Origin of the sequence: Pseudomonas sp. Q1-7 (assembly GCF_028010285.1) — a bacterium.
Classification (GTDB): Bacteria; Pseudomonadota; Gammaproteobacteria; order Pseudomonadales; family Pseudomonadaceae; genus Metapseudomonas.
In genome coordinates this window covers 5,148,233-5,171,084 of sequence record NZ_CP116304.1, presented here as the reverse complement: position 1 = coordinate 5,171,084, position 22,852 = coordinate 5,148,233, and the positions used below count along the sequence as shown (strand labels likewise).

Annotated in this window: 20 protein-coding genes; 4 read left to right on the top strand and 16 right to left on the bottom strand. The window is 67.7% G+C overall.

Annotated features, from left to right (window positions below; genetic code table 11):
* Positions 1-200: 200 nt before the first annotated feature.
* The 5 genes from osmE to PJW05_RS23915 form a co-directional block, all read right to left on the bottom strand.
* Entirely contained in the window at positions 201-569 is a 369-nt protein-coding gene (gene osmE, locus PJW05_RS23935; RefSeq protein ID WP_271409421.1) for an osmotically-inducible lipoprotein OsmE, read from the bottom strand.
* 104 nt (positions 570-673) lie between these two features.
* On the bottom strand, positions 674-1,939 hold the full coding sequence (locus PJW05_RS23930) for an Hsp70 family protein (protein WP_271409420.1): 1,266 nt from the start codon (positions 1,937-1,939) through the stop codon (positions 674-676).
* Between the two features lie 87 nt (positions 1,940-2,026).
* Positions 2,027-2,509: a DUF6644 family protein gene (locus PJW05_RS23925; protein ID WP_271409419.1), complete on the bottom strand. Its 483-nt coding sequence runs from the start codon at positions 2,507-2,509 to the stop codon at positions 2,027-2,029.
* Between the two features lie 9 nt (positions 2,510-2,518).
* Positions 2,519-2,872 (bottom strand): DUF6152 family protein, encoded by a 354-nt coding sequence (locus tag PJW05_RS23920; protein ID WP_271409418.1) that lies wholly within the window; start codon positions 2,870-2,872, stop codon positions 2,519-2,521.
* Positions 2,873-3,099: 227 nt separating this feature from the next.
* Positions 3,100-3,546, bottom strand: a complete 447-nt coding sequence (locus PJW05_RS23915; RefSeq protein WP_271409417.1) for a YqaA family protein — start codon at positions 3,544-3,546, stop codon at positions 3,100-3,102.
* Between the two features lie 192 nt (positions 3,547-3,738).
* Here PJW05_RS23915 and PJW05_RS23910 point away from each other — a divergent pair, with 192 nt between their 5' ends.
* Together PJW05_RS23910 and PJW05_RS23905 are read left to right on the top strand one after the other, a co-directional pair.
* Positions 3,739-4,605: an isocitrate lyase/PEP mutase family protein gene (locus PJW05_RS23910; protein WP_271409416.1), complete on the top strand. Its 867-nt coding sequence runs from the start codon at positions 3,739-3,741 to the stop codon at positions 4,603-4,605.
* 114 nt (positions 4,606-4,719) lie between these two features.
* Entirely contained in the window at positions 4,720-4,986 is a 267-nt protein-coding gene (locus PJW05_RS23905; protein ID WP_271409415.1) for a DksA/TraR family C4-type zinc finger protein, read from the top strand.
* Between the two features lie 73 nt (positions 4,987-5,059).
* On the opposite strand, the gene PJW05_RS23900 is transcribed toward PJW05_RS23905, so the two are convergent.
* From PJW05_RS23900 to PJW05_RS23855, 10 genes are all read right to left on the bottom strand, one after another.
* Positions 5,060-5,560 (bottom strand): GNAT family N-acetyltransferase, encoded by a 501-nt coding sequence (locus PJW05_RS23900; protein ID WP_271409414.1) that lies wholly within the window; start codon positions 5,558-5,560, stop codon positions 5,060-5,062.
* Positions 5,561-5,591: 31 nt separating this feature from the next.
* Complete coding sequence (gene urtE, locus PJW05_RS23895) at positions 5,592-6,290, bottom strand: urea ABC transporter ATP-binding subunit UrtE (protein WP_271409413.1); 699 nt, start codon at positions 6,288-6,290, stop codon at positions 5,592-5,594.
* A gap of 97 nt (positions 6,291-6,387) precedes the next feature.
* Positions 6,388-7,239, bottom strand: coding sequence for an urea ABC transporter ATP-binding protein UrtD (gene urtD, locus PJW05_RS23890; RefSeq protein ID WP_271409412.1), 852 nt, complete (start codon positions 7,237-7,239; stop codon positions 6,388-6,390).
* Complete coding sequence (gene urtC / locus PJW05_RS23885; RefSeq protein WP_271409411.1) at positions 7,239-8,327, bottom strand: urea ABC transporter permease subunit UrtC; 1,089 nt, start codon at positions 8,325-8,327, stop codon at positions 7,239-7,241. Before urtC ends, urtD begins: the two co-directional genes overlap by 1 nt.
* Positions 8,327-9,895, bottom strand: coding sequence for an urea ABC transporter permease subunit UrtB (gene urtB, locus PJW05_RS23880; RefSeq protein WP_271409410.1), 1,569 nt, complete (start codon positions 9,893-9,895; stop codon positions 8,327-8,329). Before urtB ends, urtC begins: the two co-directional genes overlap by 1 nt.
* 124 nt (positions 9,896-10,019) lie before the next feature.
* Entirely contained in the window at positions 10,020-11,285 is a 1,266-nt protein-coding gene (gene urtA / locus PJW05_RS23875; RefSeq protein ID WP_271409409.1) for an urea ABC transporter substrate-binding protein, read from the bottom strand.
* Between the two features lie 83 nt (positions 11,286-11,368).
* Positions 11,369-12,091 carry a GntR family transcriptional regulator gene (locus tag PJW05_RS23870; RefSeq protein ID WP_271409408.1) on the bottom strand — a complete coding sequence of 241 codons (723 nt, stop codon included), beginning with the start codon at positions 12,089-12,091 and terminating at the stop codon, positions 11,369-11,371.
* Position 12,092: 1 nt separating this feature from the next.
* A complete protein-coding gene (uca, locus tag PJW05_RS23865; protein ID WP_271409407.1) occupies positions 12,093-15,722 on the bottom strand; it encodes an urea carboxylase in 3,630 nt (1,209 codons plus the stop codon).
* Positions 15,723-15,807: 85 nt separating this feature from the next.
* A complete protein-coding gene (atzF, locus tag PJW05_RS23860) occupies positions 15,808-17,610 on the bottom strand; it encodes an allophanate hydrolase (protein WP_271409406.1) in 1,803 nt (600 codons plus the stop codon).
* Positions 17,611-17,828: 218 nt separating this feature from the next.
* Positions 17,829-18,425: a MarC family protein gene (locus PJW05_RS23855; protein WP_271409405.1), complete on the bottom strand. Its 597-nt coding sequence runs from the start codon at positions 18,423-18,425 to the stop codon at positions 17,829-17,831.
* A gap of 133 nt (positions 18,426-18,558) precedes the next feature.
* On the opposite strand from PJW05_RS23855, the gene PJW05_RS23850 reads away from it, so the two are divergent.
* Together PJW05_RS23850 and PJW05_RS23845 are read left to right on the top strand one after the other, a co-directional pair.
* Positions 18,559-18,828, top strand: coding sequence for a MoaD/ThiS family protein (locus tag PJW05_RS23850; RefSeq protein ID WP_271409404.1), 270 nt, complete (start codon positions 18,559-18,561; stop codon positions 18,826-18,828).
* A 20-nt stretch (positions 18,829-18,848) separates the two neighbouring features.
* Positions 18,849-19,928, top strand: coding sequence for a WD40/YVTN/BNR-like repeat-containing protein (locus tag PJW05_RS23845; RefSeq protein ID WP_271409403.1), 1,080 nt, complete (start codon positions 18,849-18,851; stop codon positions 19,926-19,928).
* Between the two features lie 128 nt (positions 19,929-20,056).
* On the opposite strand, the gene PJW05_RS23840 is transcribed toward PJW05_RS23845, so the two are convergent.
* Positions 20,057-22,834 carry a hybrid sensor histidine kinase/response regulator gene (locus tag PJW05_RS23840; RefSeq protein ID WP_271409402.1) on the bottom strand — a complete coding sequence of 926 codons (2,778 nt, stop codon included), beginning with the start codon at positions 22,832-22,834 and terminating at the stop codon, positions 20,057-20,059.
* Positions 22,835-22,852 lie beyond the last annotated feature (18 nt).

Sequence of the window (22,852 nt, the reverse complement as noted above, 5' to 3'; positions counted from 1 at the left end):
TTGAAACACTGCGCTTGGAACATCGAAAACCCGGCAGAGTTCGCCGCCGGACGCCGCAAGGTCAAGCAGGCGATGGACGGCATAGCGCCAGCAACTGGCGAAATGCCCGGCGATGGACATGCAAGCCGCGGCTGGCGTGGCCTGCACACAGGTCTGCGGGGCCATGATGGCGACCGCCGGAGGGCGCTCCGCCAGCCCGCTCAATAACCCCCGCCGTGCTCGACCTTCTTCTGCGCTTTCTCGCGGTCGAGCTGTTCCCGTTGGGTGCAGGTCATGAAGCCTTTTTCCTCCACCCGGCCGCTGCCGTCGAAGCTGACGTGGTAGGCCTGCTGGTGACCGTCCTGGTTGAGGATGTAGTCGTTGCAGATGCCCGCATTGACCTTGCGCCGAGTGGCCGAGGACGGCGGGCCGCCGAGGGTGCGCACCTGCTGCTCGGTCATGCCTTCTTCCACCTGCTTGACCAGCGGCTCGTTGCGGTAGGTGTAGTAGTCGGTGGGGTTTTCCATCTTGCTGGCGCAGCCGACCACTGTGGCCAGGGCGCAGGCCAGCATCAGCGCTTGCTTGCTCATGGCGGAACGTCCTTATCTGGCGCGGGCAGGCCCCGCGATGGGTTTGAGCCTAGCCCGCTCGTCCGGTGCGCCTGCTTTCATCGCGCCGATTTGCCGATGAACGGTCAGCCGTAGCGCTTCTTCGCTTCGATGGCCAGGCCGCTGCCGATGCTGCCGAACAGGTTGCCCTCCACCGGGCGGGCATTGGGCAGCATGGCCGCGACGCTCTGGCGCAGCGCCGGGATGCCGCTGGAGCCGCCGGTGAAGAACAGCGTATCCACCTGGTCCGCGCTGACACCGGCCTGGGCCAGCAGGGCGGCGACGCTGGCGCGGATACGCACCAGCAGGTCGTCGATGGCGCCCTCGAACAGCGGACGGGTCAGCTCGACCGCGAGGCCCGGCTCGATGCGGGCGAGGTCGATGTGGCGGCTCTGTGCCTCGGTCAATTCGATCTTGCTCTCTTCCACCTGCATCGCCAGCCAGTGGCCGGCGCGCTGCTCGATCAGGCTGAACAGGCGGTCGATGCCGGTGGCGTCGACGATGTCGTAGCGCATGTTCTTCAGCGCCAGTTGCGACTTTTGCGCGTAGACGGCGTTGATGGTGTGCCAGGTGGCCAGATTCAGGTGGAAGCTGGTGGGCATCAGCGCGTCGCTCTTCATTCGGCTGCCGTAGCCGAACAGCGGCATCACGCCGGCCAGCGAGAGCTGCTTGTCGAAGTCGGTACCGCCGATGTGCACGCCGCCGGTGGCGAGGATATCGTCCTGGCGCTCGGCCACCTGGCGGCGCTCCGGCGACAGGCGCACCAGGGAAAAGTCCGAGGTACCGCCGCCGATGTCGACGATCAGCACCAGCTCTTCGCGCTGGATGCCGCGCTCGTAGTCGAAGGCCGCGGCGATGGGCTCGTACTGGAAGGACACGTCCTTGAAGCCGAGCTTCCGCGCCACCGCCACCAGGGTGTTCTGGGCTTCCTGGTCGGCTTCGGCGTCGTCGTCCACGAAGAACACCGGTCGGCCCAGCACCACCTGCTCGAACGCTCGGTCGGCGGCCGCTTCCGCACGCTGCTTGAGCTGGCCGATGAACAGGCCCAGCAGGTCCTTGAAGGGCAGGGCGCTGCCCAGCACCGTGGTCTCGCTCTTCAGCAGGGGCGAGCCCAGCAGGCTCTTCAGCGAGCGCATCAGGCGGCCTTCGTAGCCTTCCAGGTATTCGTGCAGGGCGAGGCGGCCATAAGCCGGACGGCGCTCCTCGGTGTTGAAGAACACCACCGAGGGCAGGGTGATCTTGTCCTCCTCCAAGGCGATCAGCGGCTCCACGTCCGGGCGCCACCAGCCGACGGTGGAGTTGGAGGTTCCGAAGTCGATGCCCAGGGCCTGGGCGGGGAGGATGTTGCTCATGTCGCGGGTGTTCCGGGGAAAAAACGGCCGCGCAGTGTACGCGAGCGGGCGCGGCCGGTCAGCGCAATTCGTCGCGCTGGCGGGTGTTCAGACGTAGGCCAGCAGCCTGCCCGCCGCCATCACGCCGCACCAGATCAGGATCGACAAGGCCGCCTGTAGCCGTCCCAGCAGCGGCGGCCGGCGGTCCCAGTCGGCCAGCCGGCCATTCCACAGGGCGCGGAACAGCAGCGCATTGATGATCCCCAGACCCACCAGCAGCAGTTTCGTCTGCAGCAGCCAGTTGCCCAGCAGCGGTGTGGCATCGGCGGCGAACAGGCAGAAACCGGTGGACAGCAGAAGCAGCAGGCCGGCGATGGCGAAGGGGGTCAGGCGCCGCGACGCCACTTCAGGCGGGACCTCGCGGGCCAAACCCAGCAGGCGCAGGTCGAGCAGCCCCATGGCGCCCAGCAGCGTCACCAGTCCCACAAGGTGCAGTAGGTTGGCCGCCGGGTAGAACAGCTCGGAGTTGCGCATCAGCGCGCCGAAGGTCGAGGCTTCCAGGCGTTCGGCCCAGGGCAGGAGGAACTCCATCGGCGCGCCTCAGCGCAGCTCCACCGTCCTGCCGTCGACGATGAGCCGTTCGGCGCGGATTTCCGCCGTGCCGTCCTTGCGCGGGTAGCCGACCACGGTCACCGTCCTGCCCGGCGCCAGGTCCTTCTCCGGCAGCCCGCGTGACTCCATGCGGCTAAGCGGGGCCAGCACCACGTGCCACTCGCGGCCTTGGTAATCGATGGTGAGATGGGCGTGCGGGTTGCGGTAGGAGAGCGTCTTGACCGGTGTCTCGATGGTCAGGGGCGTGTCCGCGTCGTAGGAACTCCAACCGTGGTGGGCGACGGCGGCGGTGGTGCCGAGCACCAGGGTGAAGAAGGCAACGAAAAGGGCGAACTTTTTCATGGCGATGGCCTCCGGAAATCGACCCGGAAAGCGTAGGCACTCTATCGGCGGATGGCGCGTGGGGCAGTATTCCGAAACACAATGGCCGGCCTCTCACGGAGACGTTGCACGTTGGGCCTCGCGTGCGATGCCGTAGGTTGGGCGGAGGAACGAGGCCCAATGCTGTGCAGCCATGCCCCGACTACGTTGCGCCTCGCTGCGCTCGGACCAACGTGGCCCGCACCAGCCTAGGAGTACCCCATCCAGCCCAGGGTCAGGCCTGCGAGCACCAGGTAACGCCCCGCCTTGGCCAGGGTCACCAGGGCCAGGAACACCCAGAAGGACTCGCGCATCACCCCCGCCACCAGCGTCAGCGGATCGCCGATCAGCGGCATCCAGGCCAGCAGCAGCGACCAGCGCCCGTAACGGTGGTAGAACGCCTGCGCCTTCTCCAGTTGTACCGGCTTCAGCGGAAACCAGCGGCGCTCGCGAAAGTGTTCCACGTAGCGGCCCAGCCACCAGTTCACCAGCGAGCCCAGCACGTTGCCAAAGGTCGCCACCGCCACCAGTGTCCAGGCGGGATGCGTCTTCGCCAGCAGCAGCCCCACCAGCACCGCTTCGGACTGCAGGGGCAGCAGGGTGGCGGCGCCAAAGGCAGAGAGGAACAGGCCCAGGTAGGCGGTGAGTGCCAGCACGTGGAGGTCTCGGCAAAGCGGGGCGCCAGTGTGGCGGCCGACGAAGGGCAGGACAAGGCGCAGGGGGTTTAAGCGGACTGAAAGACTGATCCGGTAGAATGGCCGCAGTCTGACAATGGAAAAACGGGGGCGCCGGCGCCAGAGTTATGGAGCCGGCTCGATCCTGACTCCCTCTGAACTTCTGGTGCCCCTATGCGTAGAGCTTCTCATCACGAGTTGCGCACGGCGTTCCGTGCGCTGCTGGATTCTGATTCCTGCTTCCACACCGCCTCGGTGTTCGACCCCATGTCTGCCCGAATCGCTGCCGACCTCGGCTTCGAAGTCGGCATCCTCGGCGGTTCGGTGGCCTCCCTGCAGGTGCTGGCCGCACCTGACTTCGCCCTGATCACCCTGAGCGAATTCGTCGAGCAGGCCACCCGCATCGGCCGCGTTTCGCGCCTGCCGGTGATCGCCGACGCCGACCACGGCTATGGCAACGCCCTCAACGTGATGCGCACGGTGGTGGAGCTTGAGCGCGCCGGCATCGCCGCGCTGACCATCGAGGACACCCTGCTGCCGGCCCAGTTCGGCCGCAAGTCCACCGACCTGATCCCGGTGGAAGAGGGGGTGGGCAAGATCCGCGCAGCCCTGGAAGCGCGCGTCGACCCGGACCTGGCGATCATCGCCCGCACCCACGCCGGCGTGATCGGCACCGAGGAAGTGATCAAGCGTACCAAGGCCTACCAGGCCGCCGGCGCCGACGGTATCTGCATGGTCGGCGTGGCCGACTTCGAGCACCTCGAGCAGATCGCCGAACACCTCAGCGTGCCCCTGATGCTGGTCACCTACGGCAACCCCAAGCTGCGCGACAACGAACGCCTGGCGCGCCTTGGTGTGCGCATCGTGGTCAACGGCCACGCCGCCTACTTCGCTGCCATCAAGGCCACCTACGATTGCCTGCGTGAGCAGCGCCAGATCGCGACCGGCACCGAGCTCACCGCTACCGAGCTGACCCACAAGTACACCCTGCCCGAGGACTACATCATCTGGGCCGAGGAGTTCATGGACGTGAAGGAGTAGCGCCTCGGCGCGTGCGCGACCTCCGCTTGTCGCTCGCCGACCCCCACCCTTGCAAAAGCGCCGACCATCACCCCAAATCGGTTCCATGAGCCTCGAACCGAGCAGGAGGTCAGCATGGCAAGCGGTTGGGCCGGCGACGGCGCCGTCCAGGAACAGATCGACAGCACCATCGAAGACGCCATCCAGCGTGCGCGCAGCCAGTTGCCGAAGGGCGAGAGCCTGAGCCACTGCGAGGAGTGCGACGCCCCCATCCCCGAAGCCCGCCGCAAGGCCGTCCCCGGCGTGCACCTGTGCGTCAACTGTCAGGCCGAGCACGACAAGGAAAACGCCGCCTATTCCGGGTACAACCGGAGGGGCAGCAAGGACAGTCAGTTGCGTTGAGCCCCGTATCGTTGGGCTCCGTACGTGTAGGTTGGCGCCTCGCGCAGCGAGGCCCAACGTGACTGGCAGCGGGTTACTCCAGCATCAACTGCATGAAGGTCAGGTCGAGCCAGCGGCCGAACTTGCGGCCCACTTGCGGCATCTGGCCGGTGGTGATGAAGCCGAGGCGTTCGTGGAGGCGGATGGAGGCGGCGTTTTCGGACTCGATGGCGGCGACCATCACGTGCAGGCGCGCCTGGCGGGCACGTTCGATCAGCGCCTGCATCAGCGCCGGGCCCAGGCCCTGGCCGCGCTGGTCGCCGCGCACGTAGACGGAATGCTCCACGGTGTGGCGGAAGCCTTCGATGGTGCGCCAGGTGCCGTAGCTGGCGTAGCCGAGCACCTCGCCCGCCGCGTTCACCGCCACCAGCACGGGGAAGCCGGCGGCGCTGCGGTCGGCCAGCCAGGCGCGGCGGTTGGCCAGGTCCACCAGGGTTTCGTTCCAGATCGCCGTGGTGTTCTGCACGGCGTCGTTGTAGATGGCCAGGATGCCTTCCAGGTCCGCCTCGGCGGCGTCGCGAATCAGATGGGGCATGGTGGGCCTCGATCGACAGGGAGTGGCGATTCTAAATGGTTACCAGGCCGCGCACGCCCTCCGCTTCCATGTTTTCGCCACGACCCTGCTGGATGATCTCGCCCCGGCTCATCACCAGGTACTGGTCGGCCAGTTCGGCGGCGAAGTCGTAGAACTGCTCCACCAGCAGGATGGCCATGTCGCCACGCTCGGCGAGTGTGCGGATGACCACGCCGATTTCCTTGATTACCGAGGGCTGGATGCCTTCGGTGGGCTCGTCGAGGATCAGCAGGCGCGGCTGGCTGGCCAGGGCGCGGCCGATGGCGAGTTGTTGCTGCTGGCCGCCGGAAAGATCGCCGCCGCGACGGTGCTTCATCTCCCGCAGCACCGGGAAGAGTTCGTAGATGGATTCCGGCACCGCCTTTGCGTCCTTGGCTGGAAAGCGGGAGAGGCCCATCAGCAGGTTCTCCTCCACCGTCAGACGCGGGAAGATTTCGCGGCCCTGGGGCACGTAGGCGATACCGGCGTGGACCCGCTGGTGCGGCTTGAAGCCGGTGATGGCGCGGCCTTCCCAGTTCACCGCGCCTTCCTTGGCCGGGATCAGGCCCATCAGGCATTTGAGCAGGGTGGTCTTGCCCACGCCGTTGCGCCCGAGCAGGCAGGTGACCTCGCCCACCTTCGCGTCAAAGGAGAGGCCACGGAGGATGTGGCTGCCGCCGTAGTACTGGTGGAGATGTTCGACTTTCAGCATGTCGATGTCCTTGTCATTGCGTAGGGTGGATCGCGCTTCATCGATCCACCGTGCCTGGCCTGGTGGATGAGAAAAGCGTCATCCACCCTACGATTCTTCAGCGGCCGAGGTAGACCTCGATCACCTGTTCGTTGGCCTGCACCTCGGCCAGGGAGCCTTCGGCCAGGACGTGGCCCTGGTGCAGCACGGTGACCTGGTCGGCGATGCTGCCGACGAAGCCCATGTCGTGCTCCACCACCATCAGGGAGTGCTGGCGGGCCAGGCCCTTGAACAGCTCGGCGGTGAACTCGGTCTCGGCGTCGGTCATTCCCGCCACCGGTTCGTCGAGCAACAGCAGCTGCGGGTCCTGCATCAGCAGCATGCCGATTTCGAGGAATTGCTTCTGGCCGTGGGAGAGCAGGCCCGCCGGGCGATGGCGCGCGGTCTCCAGGCGGATGGTCGCCAGCACCTCGTCGATGCGGTCTTTCTGCTCACCGGAGAGCTTCGCCCGCAGACTGGCCCACACCGATTTGTCGGTTTTCTGCGCCAGCTCCAGATTCTCGAACACGCTGAGCGCCTCGAACACCGTGGGTTTCTGGAACTTGCGGCCGATGCCGGCCTGGGCGATCTCCACCTCGCTCATGCGGGTGAGGTCGAGGGTTTCGCCGAACCAGGCCTTGCCGGTGTCGGGGCGGGTCTTGCCGGTGATCACGTCCATCAGCGTGGTCTTGCCCGCGCCGTTGGGGCCGATGATGCAGCGCAGCTCGCCCACGCCTATGTAGAGGTTGAGGTCGCGCAGGGCCTTGAAGCCGTCGAAGCTGACGCTGATGTCTTCCAACGTGAGGATGGTGCCGTGGCGCACGTCCAGGCCGGGGCCGGCGACGCGGCCGACGCCCAGGGCATCGCGACCGCTGCCGGCAGGGTCGAAGGCGGGTTCGAGCATGAATTCGGGGACCGGGGTCGCACGCATCATTTCTCTCCTTTGCGGACGAGCGCGATCACGCCCTTGGGCAGGTAGAGGGTGACCAGGATGAACAGGGCGCCGAGGAAGAACAGCCAGTACTCGGGGAAGGCCACGGTGAACCAACTTTTCATGCCATTGACCAGGCCGGCGCCGAGCAGCGGGCCGACCAGCGAGCCGCGCCCGCCGAGGGCGACCCAGACGGCGGCCTCGATGGAGTTGGTGGGGGACATCTCGCTGGGGTTGATGATGCCCACCTGGGGCACGTAGAGCGCCCCGGCCAGGCCGCAGAGCACCGCCGACAGCACCCAGATGAACAGCTTGTAGCCGCGCGGGTCGTAGCCGCAGAACATCAGGCGGTTCTCGGCGTCGCGCAGGGCGGTGAGCACCCGGCCGAACTTGCTCCGCGCCAGGCGCCAGCCCAGCAGCAGGCTGCCCACCAGCAGCGCCACCGTGGCGAGGAACAGCACCGCGCGGGTGCCCGGCGCGGTGATGTCGAAGCCGAGGATGCGCTTGAAGTCGGTGAAGCCGTTGTTGCCGCCGAAGCCGGTCTCGTTGCGGAAGAACAGCAGCATGCCGGCGAAGGTCAGGGCCTGGGTCATGATCGAGAAGTACACGCCTTTGATCCGCGAGCGGAAGGCGAAGAAGCCGAACCCCAGGGCCAGCAGGCCGGGCGCCAGCACCACCAGGCACAGCGCCCAGAGGAAGTGCTGGGTGCCGGTCCAGTACCAGGGCAGCTCGGTCCAGGCGAGGAAGCTCATGAACGCCGGCAGGCCATCGCCGGCGCTCTGGCGCATCAGGTACATGCCCATGGCGTAGCCGCCCAGGGCGAAGAACAGCCCGTGGCCGAGGGACAGCAACCCGGCATAGCCCCAGACCAGGTCCAGGGCGAGGGCGACGATGGCGTAGCAGAGAATCTTGCCCACCAGCGTCAGGGTATAGGCCGAGACCTGCAGCGGGTGGTCCGCCGGCAGCAGGTGCAGCAGCGGCAGGGCCAGCAGCACCGCCAGCACGGCGAGGCCGATGGCCAGCGAGGTGCGCGGGCCGAGGGTGGCCGTGGCGCGGGCGAGCAGGGTCTGGTTGAGTGGTTGAGTCATCAGTCGATCACCCGTCCCTTGAGAGCGAAGAGGCCCTGGGGCCGCTTCTGGATGAAGAGGATGATCAGCGCCAGGATCAGGATCTTGCCCAGCACGGCGCCGATCTGCGGTTCGAGGATCTTGTTCGCCACGCCCAGGCCGAAGGCCGCCATCACGCTGCCGGCGAGCTGGCCGACGCCGCCGAGGACCACCACCAGGAAGGAGTCGATGATGTAGCCCTGGCCGAGGTCCGGGCCGACGTTGCCGATCTGCGACAGCGCCACGCCCCCCAGCCCGGCGATGCCGGAGCCGAGGCCGAAGGCGAGCATGTCCACGCGCCCGGTCGGCACCCCGCAGCAGGCGGCCATGTTGCGGTTCTGGGTGACGGCGCGGACGTTGAGGCCGAGGCGGGTGCGGTTCAGCAGCAACCAGGTGAGCAGCACCACGCACAGGGCGAAGCCGATGATCACGATGCGGTTGTACGGCAGCACCAGGTTGGGCAGCACCTGGATGCCGCCGGAGAGCCAGGCCGGGTTGGCCACTTCGACGTTCTGCGCGCCGAAGATCACCCGCACCAGTTGGATCAGGATCAGGCTGATGCCCCAGGTGGCCAGCAGGGTTTCCAGCGGGCGGCCGTAGAGGTGGCGGATCACCGTGCGCTCCAGCGCCATGCCAATCAGCGCGGTGACGACGAACGCCGCCGGCAGTGCAGCCAGCGGGTAGAACGCGAGTGCATCCGGCGCCAGGCGCTGGAAGCCCAGTTGCACCAGGTAGGTGGTGTAGGCGCCGAGCATCAGCATTTCGCCGTGGGCCATGTTGATCACCCCCAGCAGGCCGAAGGTGATGGCCAGGCCCAGGGCCGCCAGCAGCAGGATCGAGCCGAGGGACAGACCGCTGAAGGCCTGGCCGAGCAGCTCGCCGACCAGCAGCCGGCGCTTCACCTGGGCCAGGCTGGTTTCGGCGGCGGTGCGCACGGCGGTGTCGGTTTCCACGGTGGGATCGAGCAGTGCTTCAAGGCGGGTGCGCGCCAGCGGATCGCCGGTTTCGCCCAGCAGGCGCACGGCGGCGAGACGAATGGCCGGGTCCGGGTCGGCCAGTTGCAGGTTGGCCAGGGCCAGGGACAGCGCGTCGCGCACGCCGGCGTCTTCCTCCGCCAGCATGCGCTCGTTGAGCAGGGTGAGTTGCGCCGGCTTGGCACTCTTCTGCAGCTGGCGCGCGCCCTCCAGGCGGCTGGCCGGATCGCCGGCGAGCAACTGGTGGCTGGCCTGGGCGGTGATCAACAGGCCGCGCAGGCGGTTGTTCAGACGCAGCTTCTTCGGCGTTCCGGCGGGCGGGGCGTCACCTTCGGCGGCGTGGAAGCTGCCGTCCCGTTCGATGAAGGCCTGTTTCGACGCGATGGCGAAGCGGCCCTGCTGCAGGGCGTCCAGCAAGGGCTGGCGCGTGGCGTCGGGTTCGGCGGCCCAGCGCTCCAGCAGCTTCGCCTGCTGCGCCGGGTTGGCGGCGGCGAAGTCGTGGGCGTCGTTGGCCTGGGCTGCGAAGGGCAGCAGCAGGGTCACGGCCAGGAAAATTCGGTAGAGGGCGGCGGGCATGAGGGATTCCTTCGTGGCACCGTTAGCCCCCTCTCCCTCGGGAGGGAGAGGGTTGGGGAGAGGGTGCGCGTGGCACGCCCCTCTCCCCCGGCCCCTCTCCCGCAAGCGGGAGAGGGGAGGTCGGTCAGTTGGTCTTCACCGCATAGTCCGGCTTCTTGTCGTTGCCGGGGATGAAGGGGCTCCAGGGCTGCGCGCGCAGCGGGCCTTCGGTCTGCCAGACCACGGAGAACTGACCGTCCTCCTGGATTTCGCCGATCATCACCGGCTTGTGCAGGTGGTGGTTGGTCTTGTCCATGGTCAGGGTGTAGCCGGACGGCGCGGCGAAGCTCTGGCCGGCCAGGGCCTCGCGGACCTTGTCGACGTCGGTGCTGCCGGCCTTTTCCACGGCCTGGGCCCACATGTGGATGCCGACGTAGGTGGCCTCCATCGGGTCGTTGGTCACCGCGGTCTGGTAGTTGGGCAGGTTCTTGGCCTTGGCGTAGGCCTTCCACTGCTCGACGAACGTGCTGTTGACCGGGTTATCCACCGACTCGAAGTAGTTCCAGGCGGCCAGGTGGCCCACCAGCGGCTTGGTGTCGATGCCGCGCAGTTCTTCCTCGCCCACGGAGAAGGCCACCACCGGCACGTCGGTGGCTTCCAGGCCCTGGTTGGCCAGTTCCTTGTAGAACGGGACGTTGGAGTCGCCGTTGACGGTGGAGATCACCGCGGTCTTGCCGCCGGCGGAGAACTTCTTGATGTTGGCGACGATGGTCTGGTAGTCGCTGTGGCCGAAGGGGGTGTAGACCTCTTCGATGTCCTTGTCGGCTACGCCCTTGCTGTGCAGGAAGCTGCGCAGGATCTTGTTGGTGGTGCGCGGGTAGACGTAGTCGGTGCCCAGCAGGAAGAAGCGCTTGGCGCCGCCGCCGTCCTCGCTCATCAGGTATTCCACCGCCGGGATGGCCTGCTGGTTCGGCGCGGCGCCGGTGTAGAAGACGTTGGGCGAGAGTTCTTCGCCCTCGTACTGCACCGGGTAGAAGAGCAGGCCGTTGAGTTCCTCGAATACCGGCAACACGGATTTGCGCGATACCGAAGTCCAGCAGCCGAAGACCACGTCGACCTTGTCCTTGGTCAGCAACTGGCGCGCCTTTTCGGCGAACAGCGGCCAGTTGGAGGCCGGGTCGACCACCACCGGCTCCAGTTGCTTGCCGTTGACCCCGCCCTTGGCGTTGATCTCGTCGATGGTCATCAGCGCCATGTCCTTCAGCGAGGTCTCGGAAATCGCCATGGTGCCGGAGAGGGAGTGCAGGATGCCGACCTTGATGGTCTCGGCCGCCTGGATTGTCCAGGACATGCCCATGGCGGCGATGGACGCGGAAAGGGTGAAGGCCTTGATCAGGCTGCGACGTTGCATGGGGCGGTCTCCATTCTCACAAGTATTTGAAGTCACTGCGTTTATTGGTCTGTCTACCGGCAGTTCTCAAAGGGTCTTCCTCGTCACCCTTGGACCGGCTGCGGCCTTGGCCGAGCGCTGTGCAACATGTGCAGGGTGATCTTGCGTACTTCAGCCTTGCTGACTTCGATGTGGCTCCTCAGCAGCAGCTGTGCTTCTTCGCAGCGGCGCGACAGGATCGCGCCGAGGATGCGTGCGTGTTCCTCGTAGGTGATCTCCACCCGCGGCACCTGGGTGAAATCCAGGCGGCGGATGATGCGGATCTTCTCGCTGACCTCGGCATGCAGCCGGGCCATCTCGCGGTTTCCGGCGGCCACTACCAGTTGGCAATGGAAGGCTTCGTCCAGGTGGGAAACGGTGCGCCCGTCCTGCAGGCGGTCCGCGCTCGGCACCAGCCAGATGCGCTGGAGCTGCGCCAGGGCCTCCGGCAGCTCGCCTTCGGGCCGGGCGCAGAGGCGGCGGACCGCCTCCAGCTCCAGCAGGATGCGCACCTCGTAGAGTTCCTCGAAGTGGGTGAAATCGAACGGCCGCACCTGCCAGCCGCTGCGGAAATACACCTCCAGGTAGCCCTCGCGTTCCAGGCGGTAGAGCGCCTGGCGCACGGGGGTGCGGCTGACCGCCATGCGGTCGGCGATCTCGCTTTCAGAGAAGCGGTCGCCGGGCAGCAGGCGGAACTCGAAGATGTCGTCCTTGAGCTGGGCGTAGATGCGCTCGGCGAGGTTCTCCGGGCGCTCTCTGCCGCGTTTGTCCGGGTCCACCAGTTGCATCTCAGGCGGCCTCGCTGGGGTCGAGCAGCAGCAGGGCATCGCCCGGCGTCACCGCCTTGCCCGGCTGGCAACGCACCGCCTTGACGGTGCCGGCCACCGGCGCGGTGACCGCCAGTTCCATCTTCATCGCTTCCACCACCAGCAGCGGGGTGCCGGCCTCGACGCGCTGGCCGGGCTCCACCAGCACCTTCCAGACGCTGCCGCACATGTCGGCGCTGACCAGGTGGCCGTCGAGGTCCTGGTCGTCGTCGTGGGGCTGGGCCAGCGGCGAGGTGACAGTCGGGTCGTCGTCGCGCCAGAGTTGCGCCTCGGCATCGAAGGCAGCCTTCTGCGTGGCCTGGAAGGCGGCGATGCTGTCGGCATTGCCGGCGAGGAAGTCACGGTAGGCGGCGAAGTCGAACTCGGTTTCTTCGATGCGAATCTCGGCCCGCCCCTCGCGGAAGGCTTCGCGGAATGCGTCGAGCTCCGCCTCGCTGACCGGGTAGAAACGCACCTGGTCGAAGAACTTCAGCAGCCAGGGCTGGCCGTTCTCGAACTGGGCGTTCTTCACGAACTTGTTCCAGATCGGCAGGGTGCGCCCCACCAGCTGGTAGCCGCCGGGCGAGTCCATGCCGTAGATGCACATGTACATGCCGCCGATGCCCACGGTGCCTTCGGCGGTGTAGGTGCGCGCCGGGTTGTACTTGGAGCTGAGCAGGCGATGGCGCGGGTCCAGCGGCACGGCGCAGGGTGCGTCGAGGTAGACGTCGCCGAGGCCGAGGATCAGGTAGCTGGCGTCGAACAGGATGTCCTTCACGTCGTCGCGGCTGGCGAGGCCATTGATGCGTTGCAGGAAGTCGACGTTGTTCGGCAGCCAGGGCGCTTCGGCGCGCACGGTTTCGCGGTAGCGGGTGACGGCGCCGAGGGTGGCGCTGTCCTCGAAGGCCATGGGCAGGTGGACGATGCGGGTCGGCACCTTGATATTGGCCACATCGCCGAGGCGCTGTTCCAGGCGCAGCAGGTGGTCGAGCAGGGTCTGCTGGTGCAGCACGCGGCTGTCGTAGCGCAATTGCAGGGAGCGCACGCCGGGGGCCAGTTCCTCCAGGCCGCGCAGGGGCTCGGCCTTGAGGGCTTCCATCAGCAGGTGCACGCGCAGGCGCAGGGCGAGGTCGAGAACGTTGTCGCCGTACTCCAGCAGGATGTAGGCATCGCCCGCCTGGCGATAGACCACCCGTGGGCGCTGGCCGTCGGCCGGCAGCTCGGCGAGCACGGTGGCGGACACCGTGGCGGCGGGCTGCAGGGAGGGCGCGGGCAAGGTCACGGCGCTGATGGCGGCCAGCGCTTCGAGGCTGCCCAGTTGTGCCTGCTCCAGGCTCTGTGCCTGCTGGAAGCCGATGGGGTGGAAGCGCAGCTTGTCGCCCGGCTTCACCTGGCCGACCTTCCACAGCTCGGCCTTGGCGATGGTCACCGGGCAGACGAAGCCGCCGAGGCTGGGGCCGTCCTTGGTGAGGATCACCGGGAAGTCGCCGGTGAAGTTGATCGAGCCGATGGCGTACTCGCAGTCATGCACGTTGGACGGGTGCAGCCCGGCTTCGCCGCCGTCGGCGCGGGTCCAGCTCGGCTTGGGCCCGGACAGGCGCACACCGAGGCGGTTGGAGTTGTAGTGCACCTCCCATTCGGCGTCGAAGAATGCCTCGATGGCCTCCGGGGTGAAGAAGTCCGGTGCGCCATGGGGGCCGTAGAGCACGCCGATGTTCCAGGTGGTGCCGTAGCTGGGGATCAGGCTGGCGTGGGCGGCCTGGGGCGGCGCCACCGGGGCCGGGGTGGTGCAGGCCGGCAGTTCCGGCTGGGAGATGGCCAGCATGTCCGCCGGGCGCAGGGTGCGGCCGGCATGGCCGCCGAACTGGCCGAGGGCGAAGGTGGAGCGGCTGCCCAGGTACAGCGGCACATCGAAACCGTTGCGCACCGCCAGGTAGGTGCGGCAGCCGCTGCGGGCGCGGCCGAGCTTGAGCACCTGGCCGGCCTTGACCGCCAGCGGCGCCCAGTAGGGCACGGACTCGCCGTCCAGTTCCGCCGGGCAATCGGCGCCGGTCAGGGCGATCAGCGCGTCGCAATGGAAGCGCAGCGTCGGGCCCTGCAGGGTGAACTCCAGGCCGGCGGCGCTGGCGTGGTTGCCGACGATGCGGTTGGCCAGGCGGAAGGCGAAGTCGTCCATGGGGCCGGACGGCGGCACGCCGATGTCCCAGTAGCCGAGGCGGCCCGGATAGTCCTGCACGCTGGAGTAGGTGCCGGGCTCGATCACTTCGATCACGCTGGGGCGGAACGCGAAGCCGTCGAGCAGGCGGGTCCACACCTCGCCACGGGCGAAGCGGTCATCGGCCACCACCTGGCGCAGGTAGTCGAGGTTGCTGGCGATGCCGTGCAGGCGGGTTTCGCCCAGGGCCTGGCGCAGGCGGGCCAGGGCCTCGTCGCGGTCACGTCCATGGACGATCAGCTTGGCGATCATCGGGTCGTAGAAGGCCGAAACCTCGCTGCCGGTGCTGACCCAGCCATCCACACGCACGCCGTCGGGGAAGTGCACTTCGGTGAGCACGCCGGGGCTGGGCTGGAAGTTCTTCAGCGGGTCTTCGGCATAGATCCGCACTTCCATCGCGGCGCCCTGGGGGGCACGTTGCAGCGCTGGCCAGTCCAGCGCGTCACCGGCCGCCACACGCAGCATGCATTCGATCAGGTCGAGGCCGGTGACCATTTCCGTGACCGGGTGCTCCACCTGCAGGCGGGTGTTCACCTCAAGGAAGTAGAAGTCGTCGCGGGCGGCGTCGTAGATGAACTCCACCGTGCCGGCGCTGCGGTAGTTCACCGACTGGCCGAGCTGGACGGCGGCGGCGTGGAGGCGCTCGCGGGTGGCCTGGGGCAGGTTCGGCGCAGGGGTTTCCTCCACGACTTTCTGGTTGCGGCGCTGCAACGAGCAGTCGCGTTCGCCGAGGGCCGCCACGCGTCCCTGGCCGTCGCCGAAGATCTGCACTTCGACGTGGCGTGCCTGGTCGACGAAGCGTTCGAGGAATACCCCGGCATCGCTGAAGAACTGCTCGCCCATGCGCTTGACGCTTTCATAGGCGCTTTTCAGCGCCTCGGCATCCGCGCAGCGGGTCAGGCCGATACCGCCACCGCCGGCGGTGGTCTTGAGCATCACCGGGTAGCCGATCCGGGCGGCGGCCTCGAGCGCGTCGTCGAGGCTGTCGAGCAGGCCGGTGCCGGGGGCCATCGGCACCTGGGCCGCGCCGGCCAGCTCACGGGCGCGGTGCTTGAGGCCGAACTCGCGGATCTGCGTCGAAGTGGGGCCGACAAAGGCGATACCGGCCGCTTCGCAGGCCTCGGCGAACTCGGCGCTTTCGGAGAGGAAGCCATAGCCGGGGTAGATCGCCTGGGCACCTGCCTCGCGTGCGGCGGCGAGGATCTTGTCGATGCGCAGGTAGCTGTCGGCCGGCTTGTCGCCACCCAGGGCGATGGCGACATCGGCATCGCGCACATGGGGTGCGTTGCGGTCGGCGTCGGAATACACGGCGACGCTCTTCACGCCGAGGCGCTTGAGGGTACGGATGGCGCGGACGGCGATCTCGCCTCGGTTGGCGATCAGTACGGTGTGGAACATCTCTTGCGGCCTCCTGGCTGGTGCGACGGGCTGTCTGGCTGGCGCTGTTCTTGTCCCCTCTCCTCTCGGGGGAGAGGGGAGGGAGCTAGTTCTGCTGGCTGGCGATAAAGGCGCGCCAGCCGCCGAAGGCGGTGATGTCGCGGGCGCCTTCCAGGGCGTAGGGCTCGCAAATGAAGCCTTTCACCCAGCGGCCGTCCTCCAGTTGCAGGTTGCCGATGCCCAGCGGCGGCGGAATCTCGGCGACGAATTCGCCGAAGCGCGCCAGCGGGACGTCCCAGAGCTCGACGATCAGCGGCGCGCCATCCTGGCTGCGGGCCAGGCCGGGCTTGGGCGGCACGGTGCCGGGCAGGGCGAACAGGCGGTAGTCGGCGGCGGTGCGGGTCTGTTCCACCAGCACCGCATTGCGGGTGGTGAGCTGGAAGTTCAGCGGCATGCCGGTGAGGTGCGCACCGACCACCGCGACGCGCACGCAACCGGGCGCCTGGGCGGCGGGTGCCTGGGGCGGCAGGGCGCGGCCGGTGGCGCCCAGGGACAGCGCCAGGGCGGCTTGCCAGCGCTTGCCGAAGGCGGCCAGGGCGGCGTCATGCCAGGCCGGGGCGAGCAGGGTGATGCCCGCTGGCAGGCCGTCGGCGCGGAATCCGGCGGGCAGGGCCAGGGCGCTCAGGTCGGAGAAATTGGTGAAGTTGGTGTAGGTGCCGAACTGGGCGTTGTAGCGCACCGGCTCCTCGGCCATCTCGGCGATGCGGCGAATGGTGGGCGAGGTGGGCACCACCAGGGCGTCGAAGCCGGCCAGGGCGTCGTTGACCTTGCGCGCCAGCTCGGCGCGCAGGTACTCGGCGCGGTAGGCGTCGCAGGCGCTGTAGTCCAGGCCATTGGCGAGGATGCCATGCACCACCGGGTCCATGGCGTGCGGCTGGTCGGTGAAGATCGTACCGGCCGCCACGGTGCGTTCGGCCACCCAGGAGCCCTGGTAGAGCTGCTCGGCCAGTTGGCGGAAGGGGCTGAAATCGATGGCGGTGATCTCGGCGCCCAGGGCCCGGAGCTGGTCCAGCGCGGATTCGAAGACGGCACGGGTCTGTTCGTCGCCGAAGAACTCCAGCACATCCGGCACTGCCAGCCTGGGCTTGGCGCCCATGCCCACCGGGGCGCTGTCGGGGTTTTGCCGGGAGTAGGGGTCGCGGGCGTCGTAGCCGCCGGCGAGGCGCGCCACGGTTTCGGCGTCGGCGACGCTCAGGGCGAACACGGAGATGCAATCGAGGGTGCGGCAGGCCGGCACCAGGCCGGTGTTGGGCAACCAGCCCTTGGTGGGCTTGAGGCCGACGATGTTGTTGAAGCCGGCCGGCACGCGGCCTGAGCCGGCGGTGTCGGTGCCGAGGGAGAACGGCACCAGGCCGCGCGCCACCACCGACGCCGAGCCGGAACTGGAGCCGCCGCTGACGTAGGCCGGGTCGAAGGCGTTGGGCACCGCGCCATAGGGTGAACGGGTGCCCACCAGGCCGGTGGCGAACTGGTCGAGGTTGGTCTTGCCGATCAGGATGGCGCCGGCGGCGCGCAGGCGGGCGACCACGGTGGCGTCCTCCGCAGCCGGATAGGCGAAGGCTGGGCAGGCGGCGGTGGTGGTCCAGCCGGCGGCGTCGATGTTGTCCTTGATGGCGAAGGGCACACCGTAGAGTGGTAGGCGGTCCATGTCACCGCTGGCGGACGCCAGCAGGGCGGCGAGTTCGCCAAGCTGGGCATCCAGTTGCTCGGCGCTGGCCAGGCTGATCCAGGCGCGGTCGTCGGTGCTCAGGCGCTGGCGCAAAGCGTGCAGCAGTTCAGCGGGTTGCAGTTGGTCGCGGTAGGCCTGCTGCCAGTCGGCCAGGGTGAAGGCGATGGGGGCATCGGACATGTTCTGGAGTTCCATCTTGTATCCAAGTTGGAATGCTCCAGAGCAAGGGTGGTGCCAGAAACGCGAAGTGCCCGTGGTTACTGGGCTGGGTGGGGGGCGAGAGGTTTTCGGCGTCCCGGTTTTGCACTGCGCTGGGGCGTGGGCGGGAGGATGGGGCGTAGGCTGGTGCGTGCCACGTTGGGCCTCGCTGCGCTCGGACCAGCGTGGCCCGCACCAACCTACGGGACGAGGTAGTTCTTCACCCCGGTGAAGATGATCTGTGCGGCCAGGGCGCAGACGAACAGGCCCATCAGGCGGCTGACGATCTGCAGGCCCTGTTCGCCGAGGATGCGTTCGATGTGGTCGGAGAGATAGAGGATTGCGCCGACGGTGACGGAGGCGATGGCGATGGCGATGAGGGCGGTGAGCTTGTCGTCCCAGTGCACGTGGCCGGCACCCATCACCAGCATGGCGCCGATGGTGCCGGGGCCAACGGTGAGGGGGATGGTCAGCGGCACGATGGTCACGTCCTGCTGCACGTTGTCCGCCTGCACCGCCGACTTGCCCTGGGCCATGCCGAGGGCGGAGATGAACAGCACGGTGCCGGCGCCGATGCGGAAGGCATCGATGGTGATGCCGAAGATATTGAAGATCGCCTGGCCGAACAGGTAGAGCAGGGCGCTGGCCACCAGGGTGCCGAGGGCGACTTTCCAGGCGAGCTTCTTGCGCTCCTTCACGGTGTAGCCACGGGTCAGGCCGATGAAGCAGGAGAGCACGAAGAAAGGGCTGTAGAGCACCAGCATCTTCAGGTACAGGCTGGAGAGGCTTTCGAACATGGGGGGCATCCATTCACGGGCGGCCTGCTCAGTGTAGAGGCTGCCCTGCCGTTGGGCGCTCCACTATAACCGCGTCGCGGCGGTCGGCTATACCTACCCGCACTGGGTCGTTTCGTCGCGCAGGGAGCCGTTGATGGCGCGCATCAGTTTCACCCCCAACCTGCAACGCCACCTCGATGTCGCCGAACTGGACGTCACGGCGCTTACCGTCGCCGAGGCGCTGGACGCCGCGTTCGCCGCCAACCCGCGCCTGCGCGGCTACCTGCTCGACGACCAGGGGCGGCTGCGCCGGCACGTGGCGATCTTCGTCGACACCCAGCAAGTGAACGACCGCCGTCGTTTATCCGATCCGGTGGGGCCGGCCAGCGACATCTTCGTCGTCCAGGCGTTGTCCGGCGGTTGAACCGGCACAAGGAGAAGGACATGAGCCGATGCATCCATGTGGCGACCCGCAAGGGGCTGCTGTGCTTCGAGCACGAGGGGGATGGCTGGCGCCTGGCGCGCCAGGACTTCCTCGGTGAGCCGGTGAGCATGCTGCTGACCGATCCGCGTGATGGTCACCTCTACGCAGCCCTGCACCTGGGCCATTTCGGGCCCAAGCTGTGGCGCTCGGCGGACGCCGGGCAGCGCTGGGAGGAAATCGCCGCCCCGGCCTTCGCACCGGCTGCCGAAGGTGAGGAGGAGCCGTCGGTGGAGATGATCTGGTGCCTGGAAACGGGCGGCGCCGATCAGCCCGGCACGCTTTGGGCCGGCACCATTCCCGGCGGCCTGTTCCGGTCCCGCGACCACGGCAGCTCCTGGGCGCTGGTGGACAGTCTCTGGCAGCGTCCGGAGCGGGCCAACTGGTTCGGCGGCGGCTACGACCAGCCGGGTATCCATTCCATCTGCGTCGACCCGCGCGACAGCCGCCACCTGACGCTGGCGGTGTCTTGCGGCGGCGTCTGGCACAGCGAGGACGAAGGCGCCAGTTGGGCCTACCGCACCCGTGGCATGCGTGCGGCCTACATGCCGCCGGAGCGCGCGGAGGAGCCGGACATTCAGGACCCGCACCGCATGGTGGCCTGCCCGACGGACCCGGAGCGGCTCTGGGTGCAGCACCACAACGGCATTTTCGTCAGTACCGACCGAGGCTTGAACTGGCGGGAAATACCCGAGGCCGGACCGTCCACCTTCGGTTTCGCCGTGGCGGTACATCCCACCGACCCGGACTGCGCCTGGTTCGTGCCGGCGGTGAAGGACGAATGCCGGGTGCCCGCCGACCAGCGTCTGCGGGTCACCCGCACCCGCGATGGCGGGCGCAGTTTCGAGGTGCTGGAGCGTGGCCTGCCGCAGCAGCTCTGCTATGACCTGGTGTACCGACACGGGCTGGATGTGGATGACAGCGGTCAGTGCCTGGTCATGGGGTCCACCACCGGGCACCTGTGGCTGTCGGGCGATCAGGGGGATAGCTGGACTTTGCTCGCCGGGCACCTGCCGCCGATCTTCGCCGTGCGGTGGGGGTAGCAGGGCGGCGGCCCATTGTGGGGGCGAATTTATTCGCTATGGGCGGCGAAGCCGCCCCTTGCAGGATTCCCAGGGCGAACCTGCGGTCCGCATAGCGATTGAAATCGCCCCCACAGGTCGTCCGCCGGTCAGCTGTGTATCGCGTGTCGCTCGCGGAGTTCCTTCTCGGCCACCCAGTATTCGATCAGCTCGCGCAGCTGGGAGAGTTCCACTGGCTTGGCCATGTGGCCGTCCATGCCGGAGAGGCGGGCGCGTTCCTTGTGTTCGCTGAGGATGTGGGCGGTCAGGGCGACCACCGGCGTGCGCGGCCGCTGCTCCAGGTTCTCCCAGTGGCGCAGCATCTCGGTGGCGGTGAATCCGTCCAGTATCGGCATCTCGCAGTCCATCAGCACCAGGTCGTAGTGCTGGTTCTTCATCGCGCTCAGGGCTTCCTCGCCGTTGCTGGCGGTGTCCGGTTCGAGGTTGAGCTTGCTCAGCATGCCGCGGATGACCTTGGTGGAGATGCTGTTGTCCTCGGCCACCAGGATGCGGAAATCGTTGGGCACGTGCAGCGGTTCGCTGACCTGGGAACCGGGCAGGAACAGGGGACCGCCGTTGCGGCGCTGGTTGAGCTCGTCGGCCAGGGTGGTCTTGAGGGTGTAGCCGGCCACCGGCTTGGCGAGGATGCGCTTGATGCCGGCGTTGCGCGCGATGATCTTGCTCGGGGCATTGCTGATGCCGGTGAGCATGATGATCAGGATATCGTGGTTGAGGCTGGGGTCTTCCTTGATCTTGGCCGCCAGTTGCATGCCGGTCATGCCGGGCATGTCCTGGTCCAGCAGGACTACGTCGAAGTACTCGCGCAGGTGAGCCTTGGTGCGCAGCAGGGCCAGGGCCTCCTTGCCGGAGGGGACGGCGCTGACCTGCAGGCCCCAGGCGCTGCATTGCTGGACCAGCACCTTGCGGCAGGTGTCGTTGTCGTCCACCACCAGCAGGCGCGCGCCTTCCAGCGGGCTGTCCAGGTCGGCGGTGGGGCGTTCCAGGTGCTGGCTGTCCAGTGGCAGGTTGAGCCAGAGGGTGCTGCCTTGCCCCGCGCCGCTCTGGATGCCGAACTCGCCGTCCATCAGGCGCACCAGCTGGCGGGCGATGACCAGACCCAGGCGGCCGCCGAGTTTGGAGGTGGTGAGGAGGTCGCTGCTCTGCAATTCGGCGTTGAGCAGCGCTTCTCGTTCGCCGGCTTCCAGGGGGCGGCCGCTGTCCTGCACGGCGATGCGCAGGCGCGGTTCGCTGGCGCTGTTGTCCAGCGCCACCACCAGCAGGATCTCGCCTTCGTCGGTCTGCCTGAAGGCGTTGTCCAGCAGGCTGAGGAGCATCTGCCGCAGGCGCGTGGGGTCGCCGCTGATCACGCGGGGCACCTGGGGCTGCATGAAACTGATGAGTTCGACCCGCTGCTGTTCGGCCTTGGCGCGGAAGATGTCGAGGCAGTCGTCGATCAGGGCATTGAGGTCGAACTGCACGTCGTCCAGCTCGATCTGACCGGACTCCAACTTGGAGATGTCGAGGATTTCGTTGATCAGGGTGAGCAGCTCGTTGCCGGAGCTGTGGATGGTCTGCACGTAGTCGCGCTGCTTGGCCGACAGCGGGGTGCCGAGGAGCAGTTCGGTCATGCCCAGCACGCCGTTCATCGGGGTGCGGATTTCGTGGCTGATCTTGGCCAGGAATTCACCCTTGGCCTTCAGTTCGGCGGAGCTGGCGGCCAGGGCGCGGCTGGCACTGAAGATTTCATGCTGGATGCGTCGCTGGCGTTCGCTGAGGGCCATGCTGAGGAACACGCCGCTGACCGTGGAGATGGCCAGCAGGGTGTAGGCCAGCCAGTCGGACTGCAGTTGCCAGTAGCCGAACAGGGCAGGCAGGGCGCCGAAGATGGCGACGCAGAACACGCCCAGCGCCAGGCTGAACAGCCGCGCCGGACGGTAGCCCTGGTGCCAGTGCAGGAGGGCGTAGAGGAACATGCTGAGGCTGGCGAGGGCGGCCAGCCCGTAGACCAGTTGGTTGAACGGCAGCTCGGTGACGATCAGCAGCAGGGCGGCGGTGAGCGCGATCAGCACGACCTCGCCCAGCAGCACGCCGGTCAGCGGCGTGCTTGGGCAGACCTTGCCGAAGAAGCTGACGGTGAAGGCCAGGGCGCAGGCCATGGCGACCAGCATGGACAGGTTGGCGATCTGCGGTTGCGCGCTCTGCCAGTCGCCGAGCCAGGGTGAGCTGATGCCCAGCAGGCTGATGCCGGTGACGATCAGGCTGCCCTGTGCGGCGGCCAGCCAGAGACTGACGGTGGCGCGGCAGTACGCGTAGCGCACCAGGTTGTAGTAGACCAGCATGGCCAGCCCGCCGAGCAGCAGGCCGAAGAGCAGCGGACGGGTATCGTCGGCGGCCATCAGGGCCGCGGACTGCAGGGCCACGGTCGGGCGCAGGGCGTGCTCCGAGGCCATGCGCAGGTAGATATCCAGGGATTCCTGCTGGACCGGCAGGGGCAGGAGGAAGTCGCGGCTGGGCAGCGGGCGCTCGCTGTAGGGCAGGCGGCTGCCGGTGCGGGTGTGGGCGACCAGCTCATCGCCCTTGAGGACATAGAGGTCGAGGTAGGCCAGGTAGGGGGCGAAGACCCGCAGCAGCTGCTCGTGCTGGCTGGGCGGGAGCCGGTAGTGCAACCAGAGCGCGCTGGTGCCACCGGGGGTATAGAGCTGGTCGAGTTCGACCGGGGTGAACTGGGACAGGGCCTGCTGGGTGCGTACTTCCTGCAGCTGCAGGTTGGCGCTGGGATCGAGCAGCATGCTCCAGCGCCCCGTATCGGCCGCCTGGGCGGGCAGCAGAGGAAGCAGGGCCAGCAGCAGACTGGCGAACAATCCTGTGGCAATCCTGAGCCGAAGCACGGTCGAGGTCCCTTCGTG

Excerpts from the sequence above, each read along its gene's own strand:
- osmE (WP_271409421.1), bottom strand. The coding sequence starts at position 569 with ATGAGCAAGCAAGCGCTGATGCTGGCCTGCGCCCTGGCCACAGTGGTC.
- PJW05_RS23930 (WP_271409420.1), bottom strand. The coding sequence starts at position 1,939 with ATGAGCAACATCCTCCCCGCCCAGGCCCTGGGCATCGACTTCGGAACC.
- PJW05_RS23925 (WP_271409419.1), bottom strand. The coding sequence starts at position 2,509 with ATGGAGTTCCTCCTGCCCTGGGCCGAACGCCTGGAAGCCTCGACCTTC.
- PJW05_RS23920 (WP_271409418.1), bottom strand. The coding sequence starts at position 2,872 with ATGAAAAAGTTCGCCCTTTTCGTTGCCTTCTTCACCCTGGTGCTCGGC.
- PJW05_RS23910 (WP_271409416.1), top strand. The coding sequence starts at position 3,739 with ATGCGTAGAGCTTCTCATCACGAGTTGCGCACGGCGTTCCGTGCGCTG.
- PJW05_RS23905 (WP_271409415.1), top strand. The coding sequence starts at position 4,720 with ATGGCAAGCGGTTGGGCCGGCGACGGCGCCGTCCAGGAACAGATCGAC.
- PJW05_RS23900 (WP_271409414.1), bottom strand. The coding sequence starts at position 5,560 with ATGCCCCATCTGATTCGCGACGCCGCCGAGGCGGACCTGGAAGGCATC.
- urtE (WP_271409413.1), bottom strand. The coding sequence starts at position 6,290 with ATGCTGAAAGTCGAACATCTCCACCAGTACTACGGCGGCAGCCACATC.
- urtD (WP_271409412.1), bottom strand. The coding sequence starts at position 7,239 with ATGCGTGCGACCCCGGTCCCCGAATTCATGCTCGAACCCGCCTTCGAC.
- urtC (WP_271409411.1), bottom strand. The coding sequence starts at position 8,327 with ATGACTCAACCACTCAACCAGACCCTGCTCGCCCGCGCCACGGCCACC.
- urtB (WP_271409410.1), bottom strand. The coding sequence starts at position 9,895 with ATGCCCGCCGCCCTCTACCGAATTTTCCTGGCCGTGACCCTGCTGCTG.
- urtA (WP_271409409.1), bottom strand. The coding sequence starts at position 11,285 with ATGCAACGTCGCAGCCTGATCAAGGCCTTCACCCTTTCCGCGTCCATC.
- PJW05_RS23870 (WP_271409408.1), bottom strand. The coding sequence starts at position 12,091 with ATGCAACTGGTGGACCCGGACAAACGCGGCAGAGAGCGCCCGGAGAAC.
- uca (WP_271409407.1), bottom strand. The coding sequence starts at position 15,722 with ATGTTCCACACCGTACTGATCGCCAACCGAGGCGAGATCGCCGTCCGC.
- atzF (WP_271409406.1), bottom strand. The coding sequence starts at position 17,610 with ATGTCCGATGCCCCCATCGCCTTCACCCTGGCCGACTGGCAGCAGGCC.
- PJW05_RS23855 (WP_271409405.1), bottom strand. The coding sequence starts at position 18,425 with ATGTTCGAAAGCCTCTCCAGCCTGTACCTGAAGATGCTGGTGCTCTAC.
- PJW05_RS23850 (WP_271409404.1), top strand. The coding sequence starts at position 18,559 with ATGGCGCGCATCAGTTTCACCCCCAACCTGCAACGCCACCTCGATGTC.
- PJW05_RS23845 (WP_271409403.1), top strand. The coding sequence starts at position 18,849 with ATGAGCCGATGCATCCATGTGGCGACCCGCAAGGGGCTGCTGTGCTTC.